The organism is Amycolatopsis sp. NPDC102522 (genome assembly GCF_055584485.1).
In genome coordinates this window covers 153,822-168,230 of the sequence record NZ_JBVJLY010000009.1, presented here as the reverse complement: position 1 = coordinate 168,230, position 14,409 = coordinate 153,822, and the positions used below count along the sequence as shown (strand labels likewise).

At 68.4% G+C, this 14,409-nt stretch carries 13 protein-coding genes; 8 read left to right on the top strand and 5 right to left on the bottom strand.

What is annotated here, in order from left to right:
- Window positions 1–55: 55 nt before the first annotated feature.
- Window positions 56–613, top strand: coding sequence for a PspA-associated protein PspAB (gene pspAB, locus ACZ6YV_RS22425; RefSeq protein WP_465511472.1), 558 nt, complete (start codon window positions 56–58; stop codon window positions 611–613).
- A gap of 16 nt (window positions 614–629) precedes the next feature.
- On the opposite strand, the gene ACZ6YV_RS22420 is transcribed toward pspAB, so the two are convergent.
- Window positions 630–923 carry a hypothetical protein gene (locus ACZ6YV_RS22420; protein ID WP_465511471.1) on the bottom strand — a complete coding sequence of 98 codons (294 nt, stop codon included), beginning with the start codon at window positions 921–923 and terminating at the stop codon, window positions 630–632.
- Window positions 924–1,158: 235 nt separating this feature from the next.
- Between ACZ6YV_RS22420 and ACZ6YV_RS22415 the strand changes: the two genes are divergently transcribed.
- From ACZ6YV_RS22415 to ACZ6YV_RS22400, 4 genes are all read left to right on the top strand, one after another.
- On the top strand, window positions 1,159–2,046 hold the full coding sequence (locus tag ACZ6YV_RS22415) for a universal stress protein (RefSeq protein WP_465511470.1): 888 nt from the start codon (window positions 1,159–1,161) through the stop codon (window positions 2,044–2,046).
- Between the two features lie 80 nt (window positions 2,047–2,126).
- On the top strand, window positions 2,127–2,807 hold the full coding sequence (locus ACZ6YV_RS22410; RefSeq protein WP_465511469.1) for a response regulator: 681 nt from the start codon (window positions 2,127–2,129) through the stop codon (window positions 2,805–2,807).
- A 32-nt stretch (window positions 2,808–2,839) separates the two neighbouring features.
- Window positions 2,840–3,919 (top strand): PAS domain-containing sensor histidine kinase, encoded by a 1,080-nt coding sequence (locus ACZ6YV_RS22405; protein ID WP_465511468.1) that lies wholly within the window; start codon window positions 2,840–2,842, stop codon window positions 3,917–3,919.
- A 48-nt stretch (window positions 3,920–3,967) separates the two neighbouring features.
- On the top strand, window positions 3,968–8,479 hold the full coding sequence (locus ACZ6YV_RS22400) for a HAMP domain-containing protein (protein ID WP_465511467.1): 4,512 nt from the start codon (window positions 3,968–3,970) through the stop codon (window positions 8,477–8,479).
- A gap of 8 nt (window positions 8,480–8,487) precedes the next feature.
- On the opposite strand, the gene ACZ6YV_RS22395 is transcribed toward ACZ6YV_RS22400, so the two are convergent.
- A complete protein-coding gene (locus ACZ6YV_RS22395; protein ID WP_465511466.1) occupies window positions 8,488–8,862 on the bottom strand; it encodes a response regulator in 375 nt (124 codons plus the stop codon).
- 101 nt (window positions 8,863–8,963) lie between these two features.
- Window positions 8,964–9,269 carry an ANTAR domain-containing protein gene (locus ACZ6YV_RS22390; RefSeq protein WP_465511465.1) on the bottom strand — a complete coding sequence of 102 codons (306 nt, stop codon included), beginning with the start codon at window positions 9,267–9,269 and terminating at the stop codon, window positions 8,964–8,966.
- 189 nt (window positions 9,270–9,458) lie between these two features.
- On the opposite strand from ACZ6YV_RS22390, the gene ACZ6YV_RS22385 reads away from it, so the two are divergent.
- The gene (locus tag ACZ6YV_RS22385; RefSeq protein ID WP_465511464.1) at window positions 9,459–10,091 is read left to right on the top strand and encodes a response regulator; all 633 of its coding nucleotides are present in this window, start codon (window positions 9,459–9,461) and stop codon (window positions 10,089–10,091) included.
- A 13-nt stretch (window positions 10,092–10,104) separates the two neighbouring features.
- On the opposite strand, the gene ACZ6YV_RS22380 is transcribed toward ACZ6YV_RS22385, so the two are convergent.
- Window positions 10,105–11,121 carry an Acg family FMN-binding oxidoreductase gene (locus tag ACZ6YV_RS22380; RefSeq protein WP_465511463.1) on the bottom strand — a complete coding sequence of 339 codons (1,017 nt, stop codon included), beginning with the start codon at window positions 11,119–11,121 and terminating at the stop codon, window positions 10,105–10,107.
- A 129-nt stretch (window positions 11,122–11,250) separates the two neighbouring features.
- Here ACZ6YV_RS22380 and ACZ6YV_RS22375 point away from each other — a divergent pair, with 129 nt between their 5' ends.
- Window positions 11,251–12,993, top strand: coding sequence for a sensor histidine kinase (locus ACZ6YV_RS22375; RefSeq protein WP_465511462.1), 1,743 nt, complete (start codon window positions 11,251–11,253; stop codon window positions 12,991–12,993).
- Between the two features lie 6 nt (window positions 12,994–12,999).
- Here ACZ6YV_RS22375 and ACZ6YV_RS22370 read toward each other — a convergent pair whose 3' ends face one another.
- Window positions 13,000–13,296, bottom strand: coding sequence for a dsRBD fold-containing protein (locus ACZ6YV_RS22370; RefSeq protein WP_465511461.1), 297 nt, complete (start codon window positions 13,294–13,296; stop codon window positions 13,000–13,002).
- A gap of 155 nt (window positions 13,297–13,451) precedes the next feature.
- Between ACZ6YV_RS22370 and ACZ6YV_RS22365 the strand changes: the two genes are divergently transcribed.
- Window positions 13,452–14,408, top strand: coding sequence for an Acg family FMN-binding oxidoreductase (locus tag ACZ6YV_RS22365; protein WP_465511460.1), 957 nt, complete (start codon window positions 13,452–13,454; stop codon window positions 14,406–14,408).
- Window position 14,409: the final 1 nt, after the last annotated feature.

Genomic DNA, 14,409 nt, shown 5'->3' with positions numbered 1-14,409 from the left:
GGTATGAGGGCGCGATCGTAAAGGCTTCACGCAGAGGGAAAGGATGCGTGAAGTCATGGCGCTGCTGGGAAGCCTGCTGGGGAAGAGTCGTTCGGTACGGTCGAGCCTGCTTCCGTTGCTGGAGCTGAGGTCGGCGGCAGTGACGCTGCGGTCCGGGTACGGGCTGGCGCCGACAGGGTCGGGGACGGTCTGCTTCGTCGCCGAAGGCCGTCCGGGCGCGGGCACGGAGGCGGAGATCATCGCCGGTCTCGCCGGGGATTCCGCGCGCCGCAACGTGGTCACCCATGACGCGCACGGGCGGACGATCGTGCGCTGCTGGCGGGAGAACGGGGATCTGGGCTGGCTGCTCGACGACCTCGTCGACGTCAACGAGAGGCTGGCTCAGGCCGGTTTCGCGTCCTGGCTCCTGCACACGGCTGTCGACTTCGCCGAGTTGCGGGACATGCGCCATCCGAGGCTGACCATGGTCTACCGCCGGGAGCGCGGCTCCTTCTATCCCTACGCCCCACGCGGGACCCGCGGCCGGGACCGGGCGATGGAGCTGAAGATCCGCTCGTCCCTGACCCGGATCGTGCCGATGGAGGCCGACATCGGCCGGTGGCGCCCGGTGTGACGGGTGCGGCGCCCGGTCAGCCGGGCACGCCGCTGAGCCAGCCACGCAGCCGCTGGACGCGCCGGTCCCGGGTGGTCCAGCGCGGGAGGCGGTAACGGCGGCGTGGCGGCTCGGCGGGGGCCGCCCCGTCGAGCCGCCGCATGTCGAGTTGCCGCACGGCGGTCAGGACGCCGTCGAGCAGGGAGGCGTGCGCCTCGGGTTTCGCCATGATGACTCTCGGCAGCTTCTCGAGTTCGGCGGAGACCAGCGCCCTGGCGGCGCCGGCCTGTGTGCCGGGGCGGCGGCGGGTCTCGCAGATTCTCGTGGTCACGTCCCGGTCATCCCTTCCCACGCGACGGTTTCACTATTTCGTCACCTTCGACGATGCGGTATCGAGGGCCGTTCCGGTCAGCGCCGAAGGTTGTGCCATCGAGGGCACAAAGACCCCTCTCGGTCGCCGGACGGGTACGGCGGGTCACGGGTCGGCGTCGAAACGACCGGCCCGCCGCGCACGGTGGGAGAATGTCCGCCGGAATCCCCGTCTCCCGTTCCGGGAAAAGGACTTCATGCCCTGTGCGGGCGTCGCGCCGGAGAGCAGGCTGTCGGCGGACGTCCGCCGGTTCCGGCGGCGGGACGGGAGGCCGGTGATGACCGGGATCCAGCGGCGCGCCGCCGTGGTCGTCGGCGTGGACGCCTCGCAGTCTTCGCGGGCGGCGGTGCGCTGGGCCGCAGGGGAGGCGGCGAGACGGGACAGCGCGCTGAGGCTCCTCCACATCGACGGCCGCCGCTGGGAGAGTGGCGCGGCGCAGGACAACCTCGCCGCCGCGAGTGTCGTGCGGGAAGCCGAACCGGCGGTGCCCACCGAACACGAGGTGAAACGCGGCGGGATCGCCGACGAACTGGTCGCGGCGTCGGAGTCGGCGTCGCTGCTGGTGCTGGGAACACACGGGTTCGGCGCCCTTCGCGGAGCCCCGATCGGCGCGGTCGCCACGAAGGTGGCCGGGTACGCGAAGTGCCCGGTGGTCGTGGTCCGCGGCTTGACCGCTCCGCGCCGGGGTGAAGTGGTCGTCGGAGTCGATGCCTCCAGCGACAGCGAACGCGCCCTGGTCTTCGCGCTCGACAGTGCTTCGGCGCGGAACAGCGCTCTCGTCGTCGTCCACGCCTGGCATGACAGCGTCCTCGAAGCGGGTGCCGAACTGGCGAGTGTCGAGGCGGCGGAGGAACGCGCGCTGGAGGACAGGGTGGCGGCCTGGCGCGAGAAGTATCCCGGCGTCCTCCTCCGGCTCGCCGTCGTCCGTGACCGCACCGTGGCCAGGGCCCTCATCAGGGTGGTCCCGCACGCCGGTCTGATCGTGATCGGATCGTCCGGCGGTGGGCTCGGGAGCACGGCGCAGGGGTTGCTGAGCCGCGCACGGTGCCCGGTCGCCCTGATCGGTGAAGCCGCACGTGGGTGAATGCGGCCGCGAGGGGGAGTGAATTCCGGGAACCTGCCCGACAATGGTCCCGGCGAGACCACGATCGACGGAGAAGGTGCATGTCGAACCCGACCTCCCCGCAGCCCGTGCCCCCGGCGGCGGCCCCGATCCGAGTGCTGCTCGTCGAAGACCACAAGATGGTCGCCGAGGCGCTCGGCGCGGCGTTCGAGGAATTCCCGGAGATCGACCTGGTGGCGTCGGTGGAGTCCCTCGCGCACGGGATGATCGCGGCGGGGGCGCATCTGCCCGACATCGTCCTGCTCGACCGGCGGCTGCCGGACGGAGACGGGATCGAGGCGATAGCCAGGTTCCAGGCGATTTCGCCGTCGAGCAGGGTGCTCGTGCTGACCGGCGACGCGAACAGTGCCATCGCCGCCAGGATCCTCGAAGTCGGCGGAGCGGGGCTGCTGCTGAAGTCGGGTCTCCTCGACGAGTTGATCACGGCGATCCGGACCGTCGCGGCCGGCGACGTGGTCATCGACCCGGAACTGCTCAGCGGCGCACTGGCCATGCTTGCCGGGACCGCAGGCCGGCTCGGGCCGGTCCTGACGCTTCGGGAGCGGCAGGTGCTCGGGCTGATCGCCGACGGCGCGGGAACCGACAGGATCGCCGAAGAGCTGCGGCTCGCGCGGAACACCGTGCGGAATCACGTGCAGCGGATACTGGTGAAGACCGGCACCCATTCGAAGCTCGAGGCCGTGGCGCATGCGCGCAAGAATGGCCTCCTCGAACGGCCGTAGCGGTGAGACGTACCCGAGTGCCAAGCTGCACTATGGCCATGCTGCCATCGGAACAGGCGCCTGATCATCGCAGTGCTGTGCTCTTCGAGCTGTTCGTGCACAGTGTCGTCGACTACGCCATTTACATGCTGGATGTCGAGGGCCACGTGACCAGCTGGAACCCGGGGGCGGAACGGATCAAGGGATATTCCGAGCAGGAGATCCTCGGCAGCCACTTTTCTGTTTTCTACACCGAAAAAGACGTCGCCGAGGGAAAACCCGGCGAAGAACTGCTGATCGCCGCCGAGGTGGGGAGTCACGAGGACGAGGGCTGGCGGCTCCGTCGTGGTGGCGAACGGTTTTGGGCCAACACCGTCATCACCGCTTTGCGGGACGAGCAGGGCGACCTCGTCGGTTTCGGCAAAGTCACCCGTGATCTCACCGAACGCCGGAAAACGGAGGAGGAAACGACCGGAAGGCGGCTGGCGTTCGCCCATTTCGTCCGTGCGCAGGAAACCGAACGTCGCCGGATCGCGTGGGATGTTCACGACGATTCGATTCAATCGATGATCGCGGCCAGCATGCGGTTGCAGATGCTCGCCGCGCAACGGCGTGATCCCGCGTTGACGCAACTCGACGACGCGATTCAAGGGGCGATCCGGCGGCTGCGGATCCTGGTCGCCCAATTGCGCCCGCCCGCGCTGAACGACAACGACCTGGTCGCTTCTGTCCGCGACTATCTCGACGAGGTCGTTTCCGGCTGGGGGCTGGACTGCACGCTGCGCCACGATTTCGCCGCCAAACCGCCCCCTGACCTCGTCATCACCGCCTTCCGGATCCTCCAAGAGGCCCTGGTGAACGTGTGGAAGCACGCGAACGCCTCCGCCGTCGTGGTCTCTCTGACGGGACAGGACGGCGGCCTGCTGGCGGGGGTCGTCGACAACGGTGACGGGATGAAGGCCGGCGGCGAGCGCTCCCGTGAAGCGCTGTCAGGTGAGCACATCGGAATGGCATCGATGCGGGAACGCGCGGAAGCGGCGCAAGGATGGTTCCGGATCTCCAGCAAGCCTGGCGAAGGTACGTCAGTGGCCTTCTGGATTCCGCTGGGCCCTCCCGGGCCGCTGCGGGGATGACGGTAGCCCCCTGGACCTGTGGGGAGCCAGAACAAAGGAGGCATTTCGATGCCGGAACCGGGTGGAAAACGTGGGTCGCGAGACGCAGTACGAGTGGGTGTCGCGCTCAACGACGAAGGCTTGCAGCGGCTGTTGGAGGGATTGAAAGCGGTTCGCGACGGCGATTTCAGCACGAGGCTTCCCCAAGAGGACGACGTCCTGATGGACGAGATGGCGGTCGTCTTCAACGGGATGGTCGACCAGCTGGCGCTGTTCACCTCCGAGGTCACCCGGGTCGCGCGGGAGGTGGGGACCGAGGGCATCCTCGGCGGGCAGGCCGCGGTGCCCTCGGTTTCGGGGACCTGGAAGGACCTCACCGATTCGGTGAACGCGATGGCGGGCAACCTCACCGGGCAGGTCCGCGACATCGCCGAGGTCGCGACCGCGGTGGCGAAGGGGGATCTGTCCCAGAAGATCACCGTCGACGTCAAGGGCGAGATGCTGGAGTTGAAGAACACGATCAACACGATGGTGGATCAGCTGTCGTCGTTCGCCGACGAGGTGACGCGGGTGGCACGTGAGGTGGGGAGCGAAGGACGACTGGGCGGGCAGGCGGAAGTGCCCGGCGTGGCGGGGACCTGGCGGGACTTGACGACGTCGGTGAACTTCATGGCGGGCAACCTGACCGATCAGGTGCGCTCCATCGCCGAGGTCACCACGGCGGTGGCGAAGGGTGACTTGTCGCAGAAGATCACGGTGGACGCGCGGGGCGAGATCCTGGAGTTGAAGAACACGATCAACACGATGGTGGATCAGCTGTCGTCGTTCGCCGACGAGGTGACGCGGGTGGCGCGCGAGGTCGGGATCGAGGGTGCGCTCGGTGGACAGGCCCAGGTCCCTGGCGTGGCGGGGACCTGGCGGGATCTGACGACGTCGGTGAACTTCATGGCGGGCAACCTGACCGATCAGGTGCGCTCCATCGCCCAGGTGGCCACGGCGGTGGCGAAGGGTGACTTGTCGCAGAAGATCACGGTGGACGCGCGGGGCGAGATCCTGGAGTTGAAGAACACGATCAACACGATGGTGGATCAGCTGTCGTCGTTCGCCGACGAGGTGACGCGCGTGGCGCGCGAGGTGGGTACCGAGGGGCGGCTGGGTGGTCAGGCGGATGTCAAGGGTGTGTCGGGGACGTGGAAGGGCCTGACCGAGTCGGTCAATGTCATGGCGGACAACCTGACCGACCAGGTGCGTTCGATCGCCGAGGTCACCACCGCGGTGGCGAAGGGCGACCTGTCGCAGAAGATCCGCGTCGACGCGCGCGGCGAGATCCTGGAACTCAAGGACACCATCAACACGATGGTGGGCCAGCTGTCGTCGTTCGCCGACGAGGTCACCCGTGTCGCCCGTGAGGTGGGTACGGAAGGGCGGCTGGGTGGTCAGGCGGATGTCAAGGGTGTGTCGGGGACGTGGAAGGGCCTGACCGAGTCGGTCAATGTCATGGCCGACAACCTGACGGACCAGGTGCGCTCCATCGCCCAGGTCGCGACCGCGGTCGCCCGCGGGGACCTTTCCCAGAAGATCACCGTCGAGGCCAAGGGCGAGGTCGCCGCGCTCGCCCAGACGATCAACACGATGGTCGACACGCTGTCGGCGTTCGCGGACGAGGTCACCAGGGTGGCGCGCGAGGTCGGCACCGAGGGCATCCTCGGCGGGCAGGCCAGGGTGCCGAACGTCGCCGGCACCTGGAAGGACCTCACCGACAACGTCAACTCGATGGCGAACAACCTCACCGGTCAGGTCCGCAACATCGCCCAGGTCACCACCGCGGTCGCGCAGGGCGACCTTTCCCGCAAGATCGACGTCGACGCGCGGGGCGAGATCCTGGAACTCAAGACCACCATCAACACGATGGTCGAACAGCTTTCCGCGTTCGCCGCCGAGGTCACGCGGGTCGCGCGCGAGGTCGGCAGCGAGGGACGGCTGGGTGGCCAGGCGGAGGTCGAAGGTGTTTCGGGTACCTGGAAGCGGCTGACGGAGAACGTCAACGAGCTCGCCGGGAACCTGACGCGCCAGGTCCGGGCGATCGCCGAGGTGACCAGTGCGGTGGCCACCGGCGACCTCACCCGGTCGATCTCCGTCGAGGCACAGGGCGAGGTCGCGGAACTGAAGGACAACATCAACGCGATGGTCCAGTCGCTGCGCGAGACCACGCGGGCGAACGAGGAGCAGGACTGGCTCAACACCAACCTGGCGCGGATCTCGGGCCTGATGCAGGGGCACCGGGACCTGCGGGTGGTGGCCACGCTCATCATGAACGAGCTGACCCCGCTGGTCGGCGCCCAGCACGGGACGTTGTTCCTCACCGAGTCCGGCGAGGACGGCACCCGGCTGCGGCTGATCACCAGCTACGGGCACAGCGACGACCCGGACGCGCCGTTGGGCTTCGCGATGGGGCAGTCGCTGATCGGGCAGGCCGCGCAGACCAAGAAACCGATCGTCGTCGACCGGACACCGCCGGGCTTCGTGAAGATCTCGTCGAGTCTCGGCTCCGCCCCGCCGGTCACCCTGATCGTGCTGCCGATCGTCTTCGAGGACCAGGTGCTCGGTGTCATCGAACTGGCGTCGTTCGGCGAATTCACCGCGGTCCGCAAGGATTTCCTCGAACAACTGATGGAGACCATCGGCGTCAACGTCAACACGATCATCGCCAACGCGCGGACCGACTCCCTGCTGGAGGAATCCCAGCGGCTGGCCGAGGAACTGCAGGCGCGTTCGGAGGAACTCCAAGCGCAGCAGGCGAAACTCCAGGTTTCCAACGCGGAGTTGGAGGAGAAGGCGGAACTGCTCGCCCGGCAGAACCGGGACATCGAAGTGAAGAACTTCGAGATCGAGCAGGCCCGGCAGGAGATCGAGGAACGCGCGCAGCAGCTCGCGCTGGCGTCGAAGTACAAGTCGGAGTTCCTGGCCAACATGTCGCACGAACTCCGGACCCCGTTGACCAGCCTGCTGCTCCTCGCCGGGGTCCTCTCGCAGAACTCGACCCAGAACCTGACCCCCAAACAGGTCGAGTTCGCCAAGGTGATCCAGTCCGCGGGCACCGACCTGCTTCAGCTGATCAACGACATCCTCGACCTGTCGAAGGTCGAGGCCGGCAAGATGGACATCCACCTCGAGCCGTTCCCGCTGCGTCAGCTGCTCGACTACGTCGGCACGACGTTCCGCCCGCTGACCGCGGAGAAGGGGCTGGACTTCCAGGTCACGGTGGAACCCAACGTGCCGGGACTGCTGTTCACCGACGAGCAGCGGCTGCGGCAGGTACTGCGCAACCTGCTGTCGAACGCGGTCAAGTTCACCGAAGACGGCAGCGTGGAGCTGCGGGTGAAGCTGGTCGACACCATCGTTTCGTCGTCGAGCGGGTCACAGCACGAGTCGCTGGTGGCCTTCAGCGTGATCGACACCGGGATCGGGATCGCCGAAGAGAACCTGGATTCGATCTTCGGCGCCTTCCAGCAGGCCGACGGCACCACCAGCCGCAAGTACGGCGGCACCGGGCTCGGTCTCTCGATCAGCCGCGAGGTCGCGTACCTGCTCGGCGGTGAGATCCGGGCGGACAGCGTGCTGGGGACGGGAAGCACGTTCACGCTCTACCTGCCGGCGGCCAGGTTCACTGCCGCCACCAGCCTTGACGAGTCCACTGTGGACAACGGTGGGGCGGAGCGGCGGGTCCTGGTGGTGGAGAGCGACCAGAACAGGCTGCTGACCCTGCTCGCCCGCGGGGTCGCGGCCGATGTCGCGGACAGTCACGGCTCGGTCCAGGTGCGGGCGGTGGCCACGCCGGCGGAGGCGTTCGAGGAGCTGAAGCGCGACAGCTACCGCTGCGTCGTGCTCGACACCAGCATCCCCGGAACGAGCGCGCTGACGTTCCTCAAACGGCTCGCGGATGGCCCGGATCCCGTCAAGGTTCCGGTACTGGCGTACGCGGCCCGCAAGCTCAGCGCCGCGCAGGACCGGCTGCTGCACGGGCACGCGCGGGTGCATCCCGTCGAACTGCTGCCGTCGCTCGACACCTTGCGGGAACGCATCATGCTGCACATCTCGGCCAGTGAACTCGAAGACATCCTGCCTCTGATGCACCAGCCCGAAGGGCCTCCGGTGGCACTTGAGGAGACGGCAGGGTTCACCGATCCGCCGTCCGGGCCGCCGCGGCTGCAGGGGCGCAAGGTCCTGCTCGTCGACGACGACGCCCGCAACGTGTTCGCGATCTCGGGGATGCTCGAACTGCACGGGCTGTCGGTGGTGCACGCGCCGAACGGCCGCAAGGGCATCGAAGAACTGCTCGCCGACGACGGCATCGACCTGATCCTGATGGACGTGATGATGCCCGAGATGGACGGTCACGCGACGACGGCGGCGATCCGCGAGATGCCGAAGTTCGCCGGTCTGCCGATCATCACGGTGACCGCGAAAGCGATGGAAGGGGACCGCGAGAAGAGCCTCGCCGCCGGGGCGAGCGACTACGTCACCAAACCCGTGAACGCGGAGGAACTGCTGGCTTGTATGGAACGCTGGCTCGCGGACTGACGTCCGGACTACTCGGTCCCGTTGGCGCTGTTCGCGCAGAGGCGGCGGATGGCCGCGACGATCTCGGTGTTGGGGCTGCCCTTCACGAGGTACTCGGTGACGCCCGCCGACGCCATTTGGGCGATGGAGCGGGAGTCGTTGTGCGCGGAGAACGCCAACAACCGGGTACGAGGCACTCGTCGCCGGATCTCCCTGGCCATCCACGCGCCGCCCCCGCCGGGGATCCGGACGTCCAGGACGGCGACCTCCGGGGACAGCAGTTCCGCGAGCGCGACCGCTTCACCCGCGTTCACGGCCACGGCGACCACTTCGATGTCCGGTTCGGTCTCCAGAAGGGCGCGCAAGGCATCACCGATGACCGGGTTGTCGTCCGCGACGAGCACCCGAAGTCTGGGGGGCGGCGTTCGGTTCATTGCCCAGTCCGAGCCCGCGGGGTCTGCGGCGCCGGTGGTGGTCGCGGGCCCCCCGCCGAGCATGGTGTGATTCAGCAAGAGACTCGTCTGTCGCCTTCGCTCGGCTGTTCGACGAGGGTCCTGGCTACATCGTGGATCTTCATGTTGTTGTTGCGGCAGAACGAACGTAGTAGTTCGAACGCCGCGTCGATGTCGATTTGGTAACGCTCGGCGAGAATCCCCTTGGCCTGCTCGATGGGCAGCCGGTGGTCGAGCGCGTACTGGAGCTGCTCGGCGCGGGTCCGATAGAAGCGGATGCGGTTGCGCATGGCCACGACGTCGTCGGCCGGGTCGGAGGAGCCGGATGAAGCGGCCGACGAAAGCGTGGTCTCGGACATGACGGGATCGTCGCAGCGGCGGAACTCTTCGGGGAAGAACAGAACGTCCTGACTCGAATGATGCAAATGAACCTGGTCCAGTCGGCGGCAGCCACTCGAACGGGCGCCGAACAGGGCCCTTTGGCCTGTCGCAGTGACCGGTCGTGCGCCGTACGCTCTCATCCGAGGAGGGAAACCGTGGAGGTCGGAATGCTCCGGGTGTTTCTGGTCGACGACCACGAGGTGGTCCGTCGCGGGGTCGCGGACATGCTCGAGGAGGACGCGGACCTGTGCGTTGTCGGTCAGGCCGCCACTTTTTCCCAGGCGCTGGCGAGGATCCCGGCGTTGCGGCCGGACGTCGCGGTGCTCGACGTGCGGCTGCCGGACGGCAACGGCGTCGAACTCGCGCGGGAACTGCGCTCCAAGATGCCCGAACTGAAATGCCTGATGCTCACGTCCTACACCGACGAGCAGGCGATGCTGGACGCGATCATGGCGGGCGCGAGCGGCTACGTCATCAAGGACATCCGGGGGATGGACCTGGTGGCCGCGGTCAAGGAGGTCGGCCTCGGCCGGTCCCTGCTGGACGCGCGGGCCGCCGCCACTCTGATGGCGAAGTTCCGGGACGACGCCGCGAAGAAAGGCCCGCTGGCCGGGCTTTCCGAGCAGGAGCGCACGCTGCTGGAACTGATCGGCGAGGGGCTGACCAACCGGCAGATCGCCGAGCGGATGTTCCTCGCCGAGAAGACCGTCAAGAACTACGTTTCCCGGCTGCTGACGAAACTCGGCATGCAACGGCGAACCCAGGCGGCCGTGCTGGCCACGGAGCTGCGACGGCAGTGACGGATCCCCGCGCTCAGGCGGAAACGAGCGTGTCGAGTAGGACGTCGTCCAGCGGGCGCCGAGGGGTCCACGGCAGCGGCAGGCCGTAGCCGACGCGCAGCAGCACCTGCGGCCACACCCCGCAGCCGAGAAGGCGCCTGAGTTCGGCGCGGGCCGCGCGAACCATGAGCGGCGGCGAGATGTACGACGCGTCGAGGCCCGCGCCCGTCGCGGTGAGCAGCACCCGTTGCAGCGCTTGCCCCGCCTGCAGCCGGTCGAGCCGCCCGTCGGTCAGTGACCCGATCACCACCACCAGCGGAGCCGGCCGGGTGCCGGCGGTGTCCCCGTCCCCGGCGCCGAACTCGTCGGCGCTGAATTCGTCGGCGCTGAATTCGTCCAGGAGCCAGCTTTCGTCGGCGGGGGAGCCCTCGGTCGCGTAGGTCGGTACCCCGTCGCGAGTACCCGCGCCCAAACCGGTCCAGCGACCGACTTCGGCGACGAAATCGGGATCGGCGAGCTGGACCCGGCGGGCCCGGGCGGTGAGATCACGCACCGCACCGCACTGTTCGGCGTCGAGACTGGGCATCCACGCGTGCTCGAGTTCGGTTGCGTGGCGGAGGGTGGTGAGCGTGGAGCGAGGAACGGCGCTGGGCAGGAACGGGCGCCGGTTGGTCCGGCGGCGGGTGATCGCGCGGGCGAGCCGGGAGACCTTCGGGTCGGGCGTGCGTTCGGCGAGCGGCCGGACGACGGCCAGCAGATCGGGATCGGCGCGGCTCGGCATGAGGGTCGTCGCCGGATGGAAGCCCAGTGCGTGAATCGCCGTCCGGAGGGTGAAAAGGGCGGCGCCGCACGAGAGAACGAGTTCACGTCCGTCCGGATCCGTGACCGGTAGGATACGGCGCGGATCGGCGTGGAGCTCGATCCCGGTTCCGGTGCACCGGAAAAGCCAAGGTTGGGTGTTGTGCGTCGACGGGGCCAGGGTGGCCGACCGGAGCACGGAATTCACCTGTTCGGAGTTCAAACGTCCGACCCTGGTGACTTGTATGGTCATGGTCCCCCCGCCGCTGCGCCACGGGCAATACGGTTGTCTCGGTGAGACGGTCCCCGCCCGCGGTGTGGGGCCGAAAGAGGAGAAAGTCACACGGCCGGGAGTCGTCCCGATCTTCGGAGGCGCAGCAGGATGTCGGCTCATGATCGGCTGGGCGGAAGCGACGACCGGGTCACCGGTGCGCTTTCCCGGCTGCGGGTTCGTGAGGTGTTGCGGGATCTCCAGGACCGCATCGAACGGCTCATCGGCACCCGCGACAAGATGGATGGCCTGCTCGAAGCGGTGCTCGCCGTCGCGTCGGGGCTGGAACTGGACGCGACGCTGCGCCGGATCGTCCAGGCGGCGATCGACCTCGGCGAAGCCACCTATGGCGCCCTCGGGGTGATCGCGGACGACGGTTCGCTCGCCGAATTCGTCTATCTCGGGATCGACGGCGAGACGAAACAGCAGATCGGGCATCTCCCGAAAGGCCACGGGCTGCTGGGTTTCGTCATCGACGAGGCGAAACCGGTGCGGCTGGCCGACATCTCGCGGCATCCCGCGTCGGTCGGGTTCCCGCCGTGCCATCCGCCGATGAGGTCCTTCCTCGGTGTACCGGTCCGGGTACGCGACGAAGTGTTCGGGAATCTCTACCTGACCGAGAAACGCGGGGAGAGTTTCACCGACGACGACGAGGTGGTCGTCCAGGCCCTCGCGGCCGCGGCCGGGATCGCGATCGAGAACGCCCACCTCTACGAGCAGACGCGGATCCGCCAGCAGTGGCAGGCCGCCACCAGCGAGGTGACCACGGAACTGCTGGGCGGCACCGATCCCGTCGAAGCGCTTCACCTGATCGCCAGCCGGGCACTGGAACTGACCGGCTCCGACCTCACTTTGCTGGCACTGCCCGGTTCCGGCAGGCTCGACGTCAGCCCGGATGGCGAGGAAGAGGCAGACGAACTCACCATCGCCGTCTGCGCGGGCGCGCGGGCGGCGGAACTGACCGGCGTGCGGATCAGCGTCGCCGCCTCGTTGCCGGGGGCGGTCTATCGCGACCGGACCCCGCGCAGCGTGCCGGAACTGGTACTCGGTCCCGTGGGGGAGTTCGGCTTCGGCCCGACGCTCGTGGTGCCGCTCCGGGCGCGGGAACGCACGTCCGGGGTCCTGATGGCGGTGCGGAACCCCGACGCGGTCCCGTTCGAGCTCGCCCAGCTGCCGGTGGTCGCCTCTTTCGCCGACCAGGCCGCGCTCGCGCTCCAGCTGGCGGCGCAGCAGCGCACGGCCAGGGAGCTCGACGTGCTCGCCGATCGGGACCGGATCGCCAGGGATCTGCACGACCACGTGATCCAGCGGCTGTTCGCGGTCGGCCTCGCCATGCAGAGCACGCACCGCCGGACGCAGTCACCGGAACTGCAGCGGCGGATCGGCGACAGCATCGACCAGATGCACGAGATCGTGCACGAGATCCGCACGGCGATCTTCGACCTCCACGGCGGCGAGGCCGGCCAGCAGGGGGTGCGGCTGCGGCATCGCCTCTACGACTCGATCACCGAACTCACGGACGAGACCACTATCCATCCGACGGTCAGCCTGTCCGGCCCGCTCGACTCGATCCCCTTCCTGTTCGCCGAACACGCCGAGGCGGTGGTACGGGAGACGGTCGGCAACGTCGTCCGTCACGCGCGGGCGAGCGGTGTTTCGGTCGGTGTCGCGGTGAAGGAGGACATGCTGCGGATCGTGGTCACCGACGACGGGGTCGGCATCGTCGGCGAGCCCGGCGGCGTCGGCGGGCTGCGGAATCTGCGTGACCGCGCGGGAAAGGTGGGCGGGACGTTCCGGGTGGAGCCACGGGAAGAAGGCGGAACCAGGGCCGAGTGGTCCGCTCCCCTGCGCTGACAGTGGTCAGTTCGCCGACTGCCCGGCGAGGATTTCGTCGACCTCGATCGAGCGGGCGACATCGGAGGCGACGGTCTCCAGTAACTCCGCGGTGAGGTCTGAAAGCGCCCGTGTCACCGCGAGATAGGAACCGATCTGGGAGTTCGAACTCGTTCTCAGCCCGGCCTCCGCCAGTCCGACTCCGACGAACTCACCACCGTCCTCCAGACGGAGCAACGCCTCCGCGCGCACCCGGTATGGCTCTTGCTGCAACGAAACGTCAATCGTCCATTTGTCCGTCATCGTCGACTCCGTTCTGGTCATCGAGGCTCCCATCGCGGCCGTCCGCGGCACAGGGTCCTAAGTCCTCGCTGCCCGGAATCGGGGGCGAAAGTCCTTGGAATTCATGACCGGCGGCCGCTGCGGTCGCCGGATACCCCGGCCGAAGGTGGACCAACCCCTTTCCCCCGGAGCCCACGATGAAGATCCCCTTGCCGACCCATGTCGACCAGGCGGTGGCGGCCGCCGTCCGCGCACCTTCCCCGCTCAACACGCAGCCTTGGCGATTTGTCGTCGACCAGGACCGGATCGAGGTGTGGCTTGACCGCGCGAGGGTGCTCCGGATCGCGGACCCGGAGGCCCGCGAGGCGCGGCTTTCGTGCGGCGCGGCGATCTTCAATCTGATCGTCTCGTTGCGGTCCAACGGGAAGACGCTCTCGCTCCGGGCGATGCCGACGCCTGGGGAGCCGGACCTGCTCGCGGAACTCCTGATCGGCGGCGACCGGTTCTCCTCGCCCGAGGAACGGAAACTGGCCGAAGTGGTCTTCCGCCGTCACACGAACCGCCGTCCGTTCCTGGACCGGCCGGTACCGGCGTGGGCGCGGACGACGTTGCGGGCGTCCGCGCTGGTGGAAGGCGGACTGCTGGAACTGTTCGGCCGCGGCGACCGGGCGAACGCGGTCGCGCGGGTGCTGCACCGGGCCGAAGCCGCGCAGGCACGCAACGGCGCGTTCCAGGCGGAGATCGCGCTGTGGACCCGGCGGACGGCCAACGCCCCGGACGGCGTCCCGGCGCCCACCAAACCGCCGTCACCACACAGGATCCCCGCGCAGGAGTCGTTCTTCACCGCCGAGCCCGAAGGTGGTGAGCCGGTGCTCGGCGCGGTGCTTACCGCGGACAGCGGACCCACCGCGGACCTGCGGGCGGGGATGGTGCTGCAGCGGGTGCTGCTGACCGCGACGGCGGCAGGCCTCGCGTCGTCGTTCGTCGGCAGGCCGTTCGAGACCCCGGAGACGCGGACCGCGATGGACCGGATCTTCGCCGACCTGGGCCGCCCACACGCGGTGGTGCGCCTCGGGTACGGCCGCCCGATGCCGATGACGGCCCGCCGTCAGGTCGACGAGGTGCTGCTCCGGCGGTCCGAGGCGGCTCTCTGAC

Excerpts from the sequence above, each read along its gene's own strand:
- pspAB (WP_465511472.1), top strand. The coding sequence starts at position 56 with ATGGCGCTGCTGGGAAGCCTGCTGGGGAAGAGTCGTTCGGTACGGTCG.
- ACZ6YV_RS22415 (WP_465511470.1), top strand. The coding sequence starts at position 1,159 with ATGCCCTGTGCGGGCGTCGCGCCGGAGAGCAGGCTGTCGGCGGACGTC.
- ACZ6YV_RS22410 (WP_465511469.1), top strand. The coding sequence starts at position 2,127 with ATGTCGAACCCGACCTCCCCGCAGCCCGTGCCCCCGGCGGCGGCCCCG.
- ACZ6YV_RS22405 (WP_465511468.1), top strand. The coding sequence starts at position 2,840 with ATGGCCATGCTGCCATCGGAACAGGCGCCTGATCATCGCAGTGCTGTG.
- ACZ6YV_RS22400 (WP_465511467.1), top strand. The coding sequence starts at position 3,968 with ATGCCGGAACCGGGTGGAAAACGTGGGTCGCGAGACGCAGTACGAGTG.
- ACZ6YV_RS22390 (WP_465511465.1), bottom strand. The coding sequence starts at position 9,269 with ATGTCCGAGACCACGCTTTCGTCGGCCGCTTCATCCGGCTCCTCCGAC.
- ACZ6YV_RS22385 (WP_465511464.1), top strand. The coding sequence starts at position 9,459 with ATGCTCCGGGTGTTTCTGGTCGACGACCACGAGGTGGTCCGTCGCGGG.
- ACZ6YV_RS22380 (WP_465511463.1), bottom strand. The coding sequence starts at position 11,121 with ATGACCATACAAGTCACCAGGGTCGGACGTTTGAACTCCGAACAGGTG.
- ACZ6YV_RS22375 (WP_465511462.1), top strand. The coding sequence starts at position 11,251 with ATGTCGGCTCATGATCGGCTGGGCGGAAGCGACGACCGGGTCACCGGT.
- ACZ6YV_RS22370 (WP_465511461.1), bottom strand. The coding sequence starts at position 13,296 with ATGACCAGAACGGAGTCGACGATGACGGACAAATGGACGATTGACGTT.
- ACZ6YV_RS22365 (WP_465511460.1), top strand. The coding sequence starts at position 13,452 with ATGAAGATCCCCTTGCCGACCCATGTCGACCAGGCGGTGGCGGCCGCC.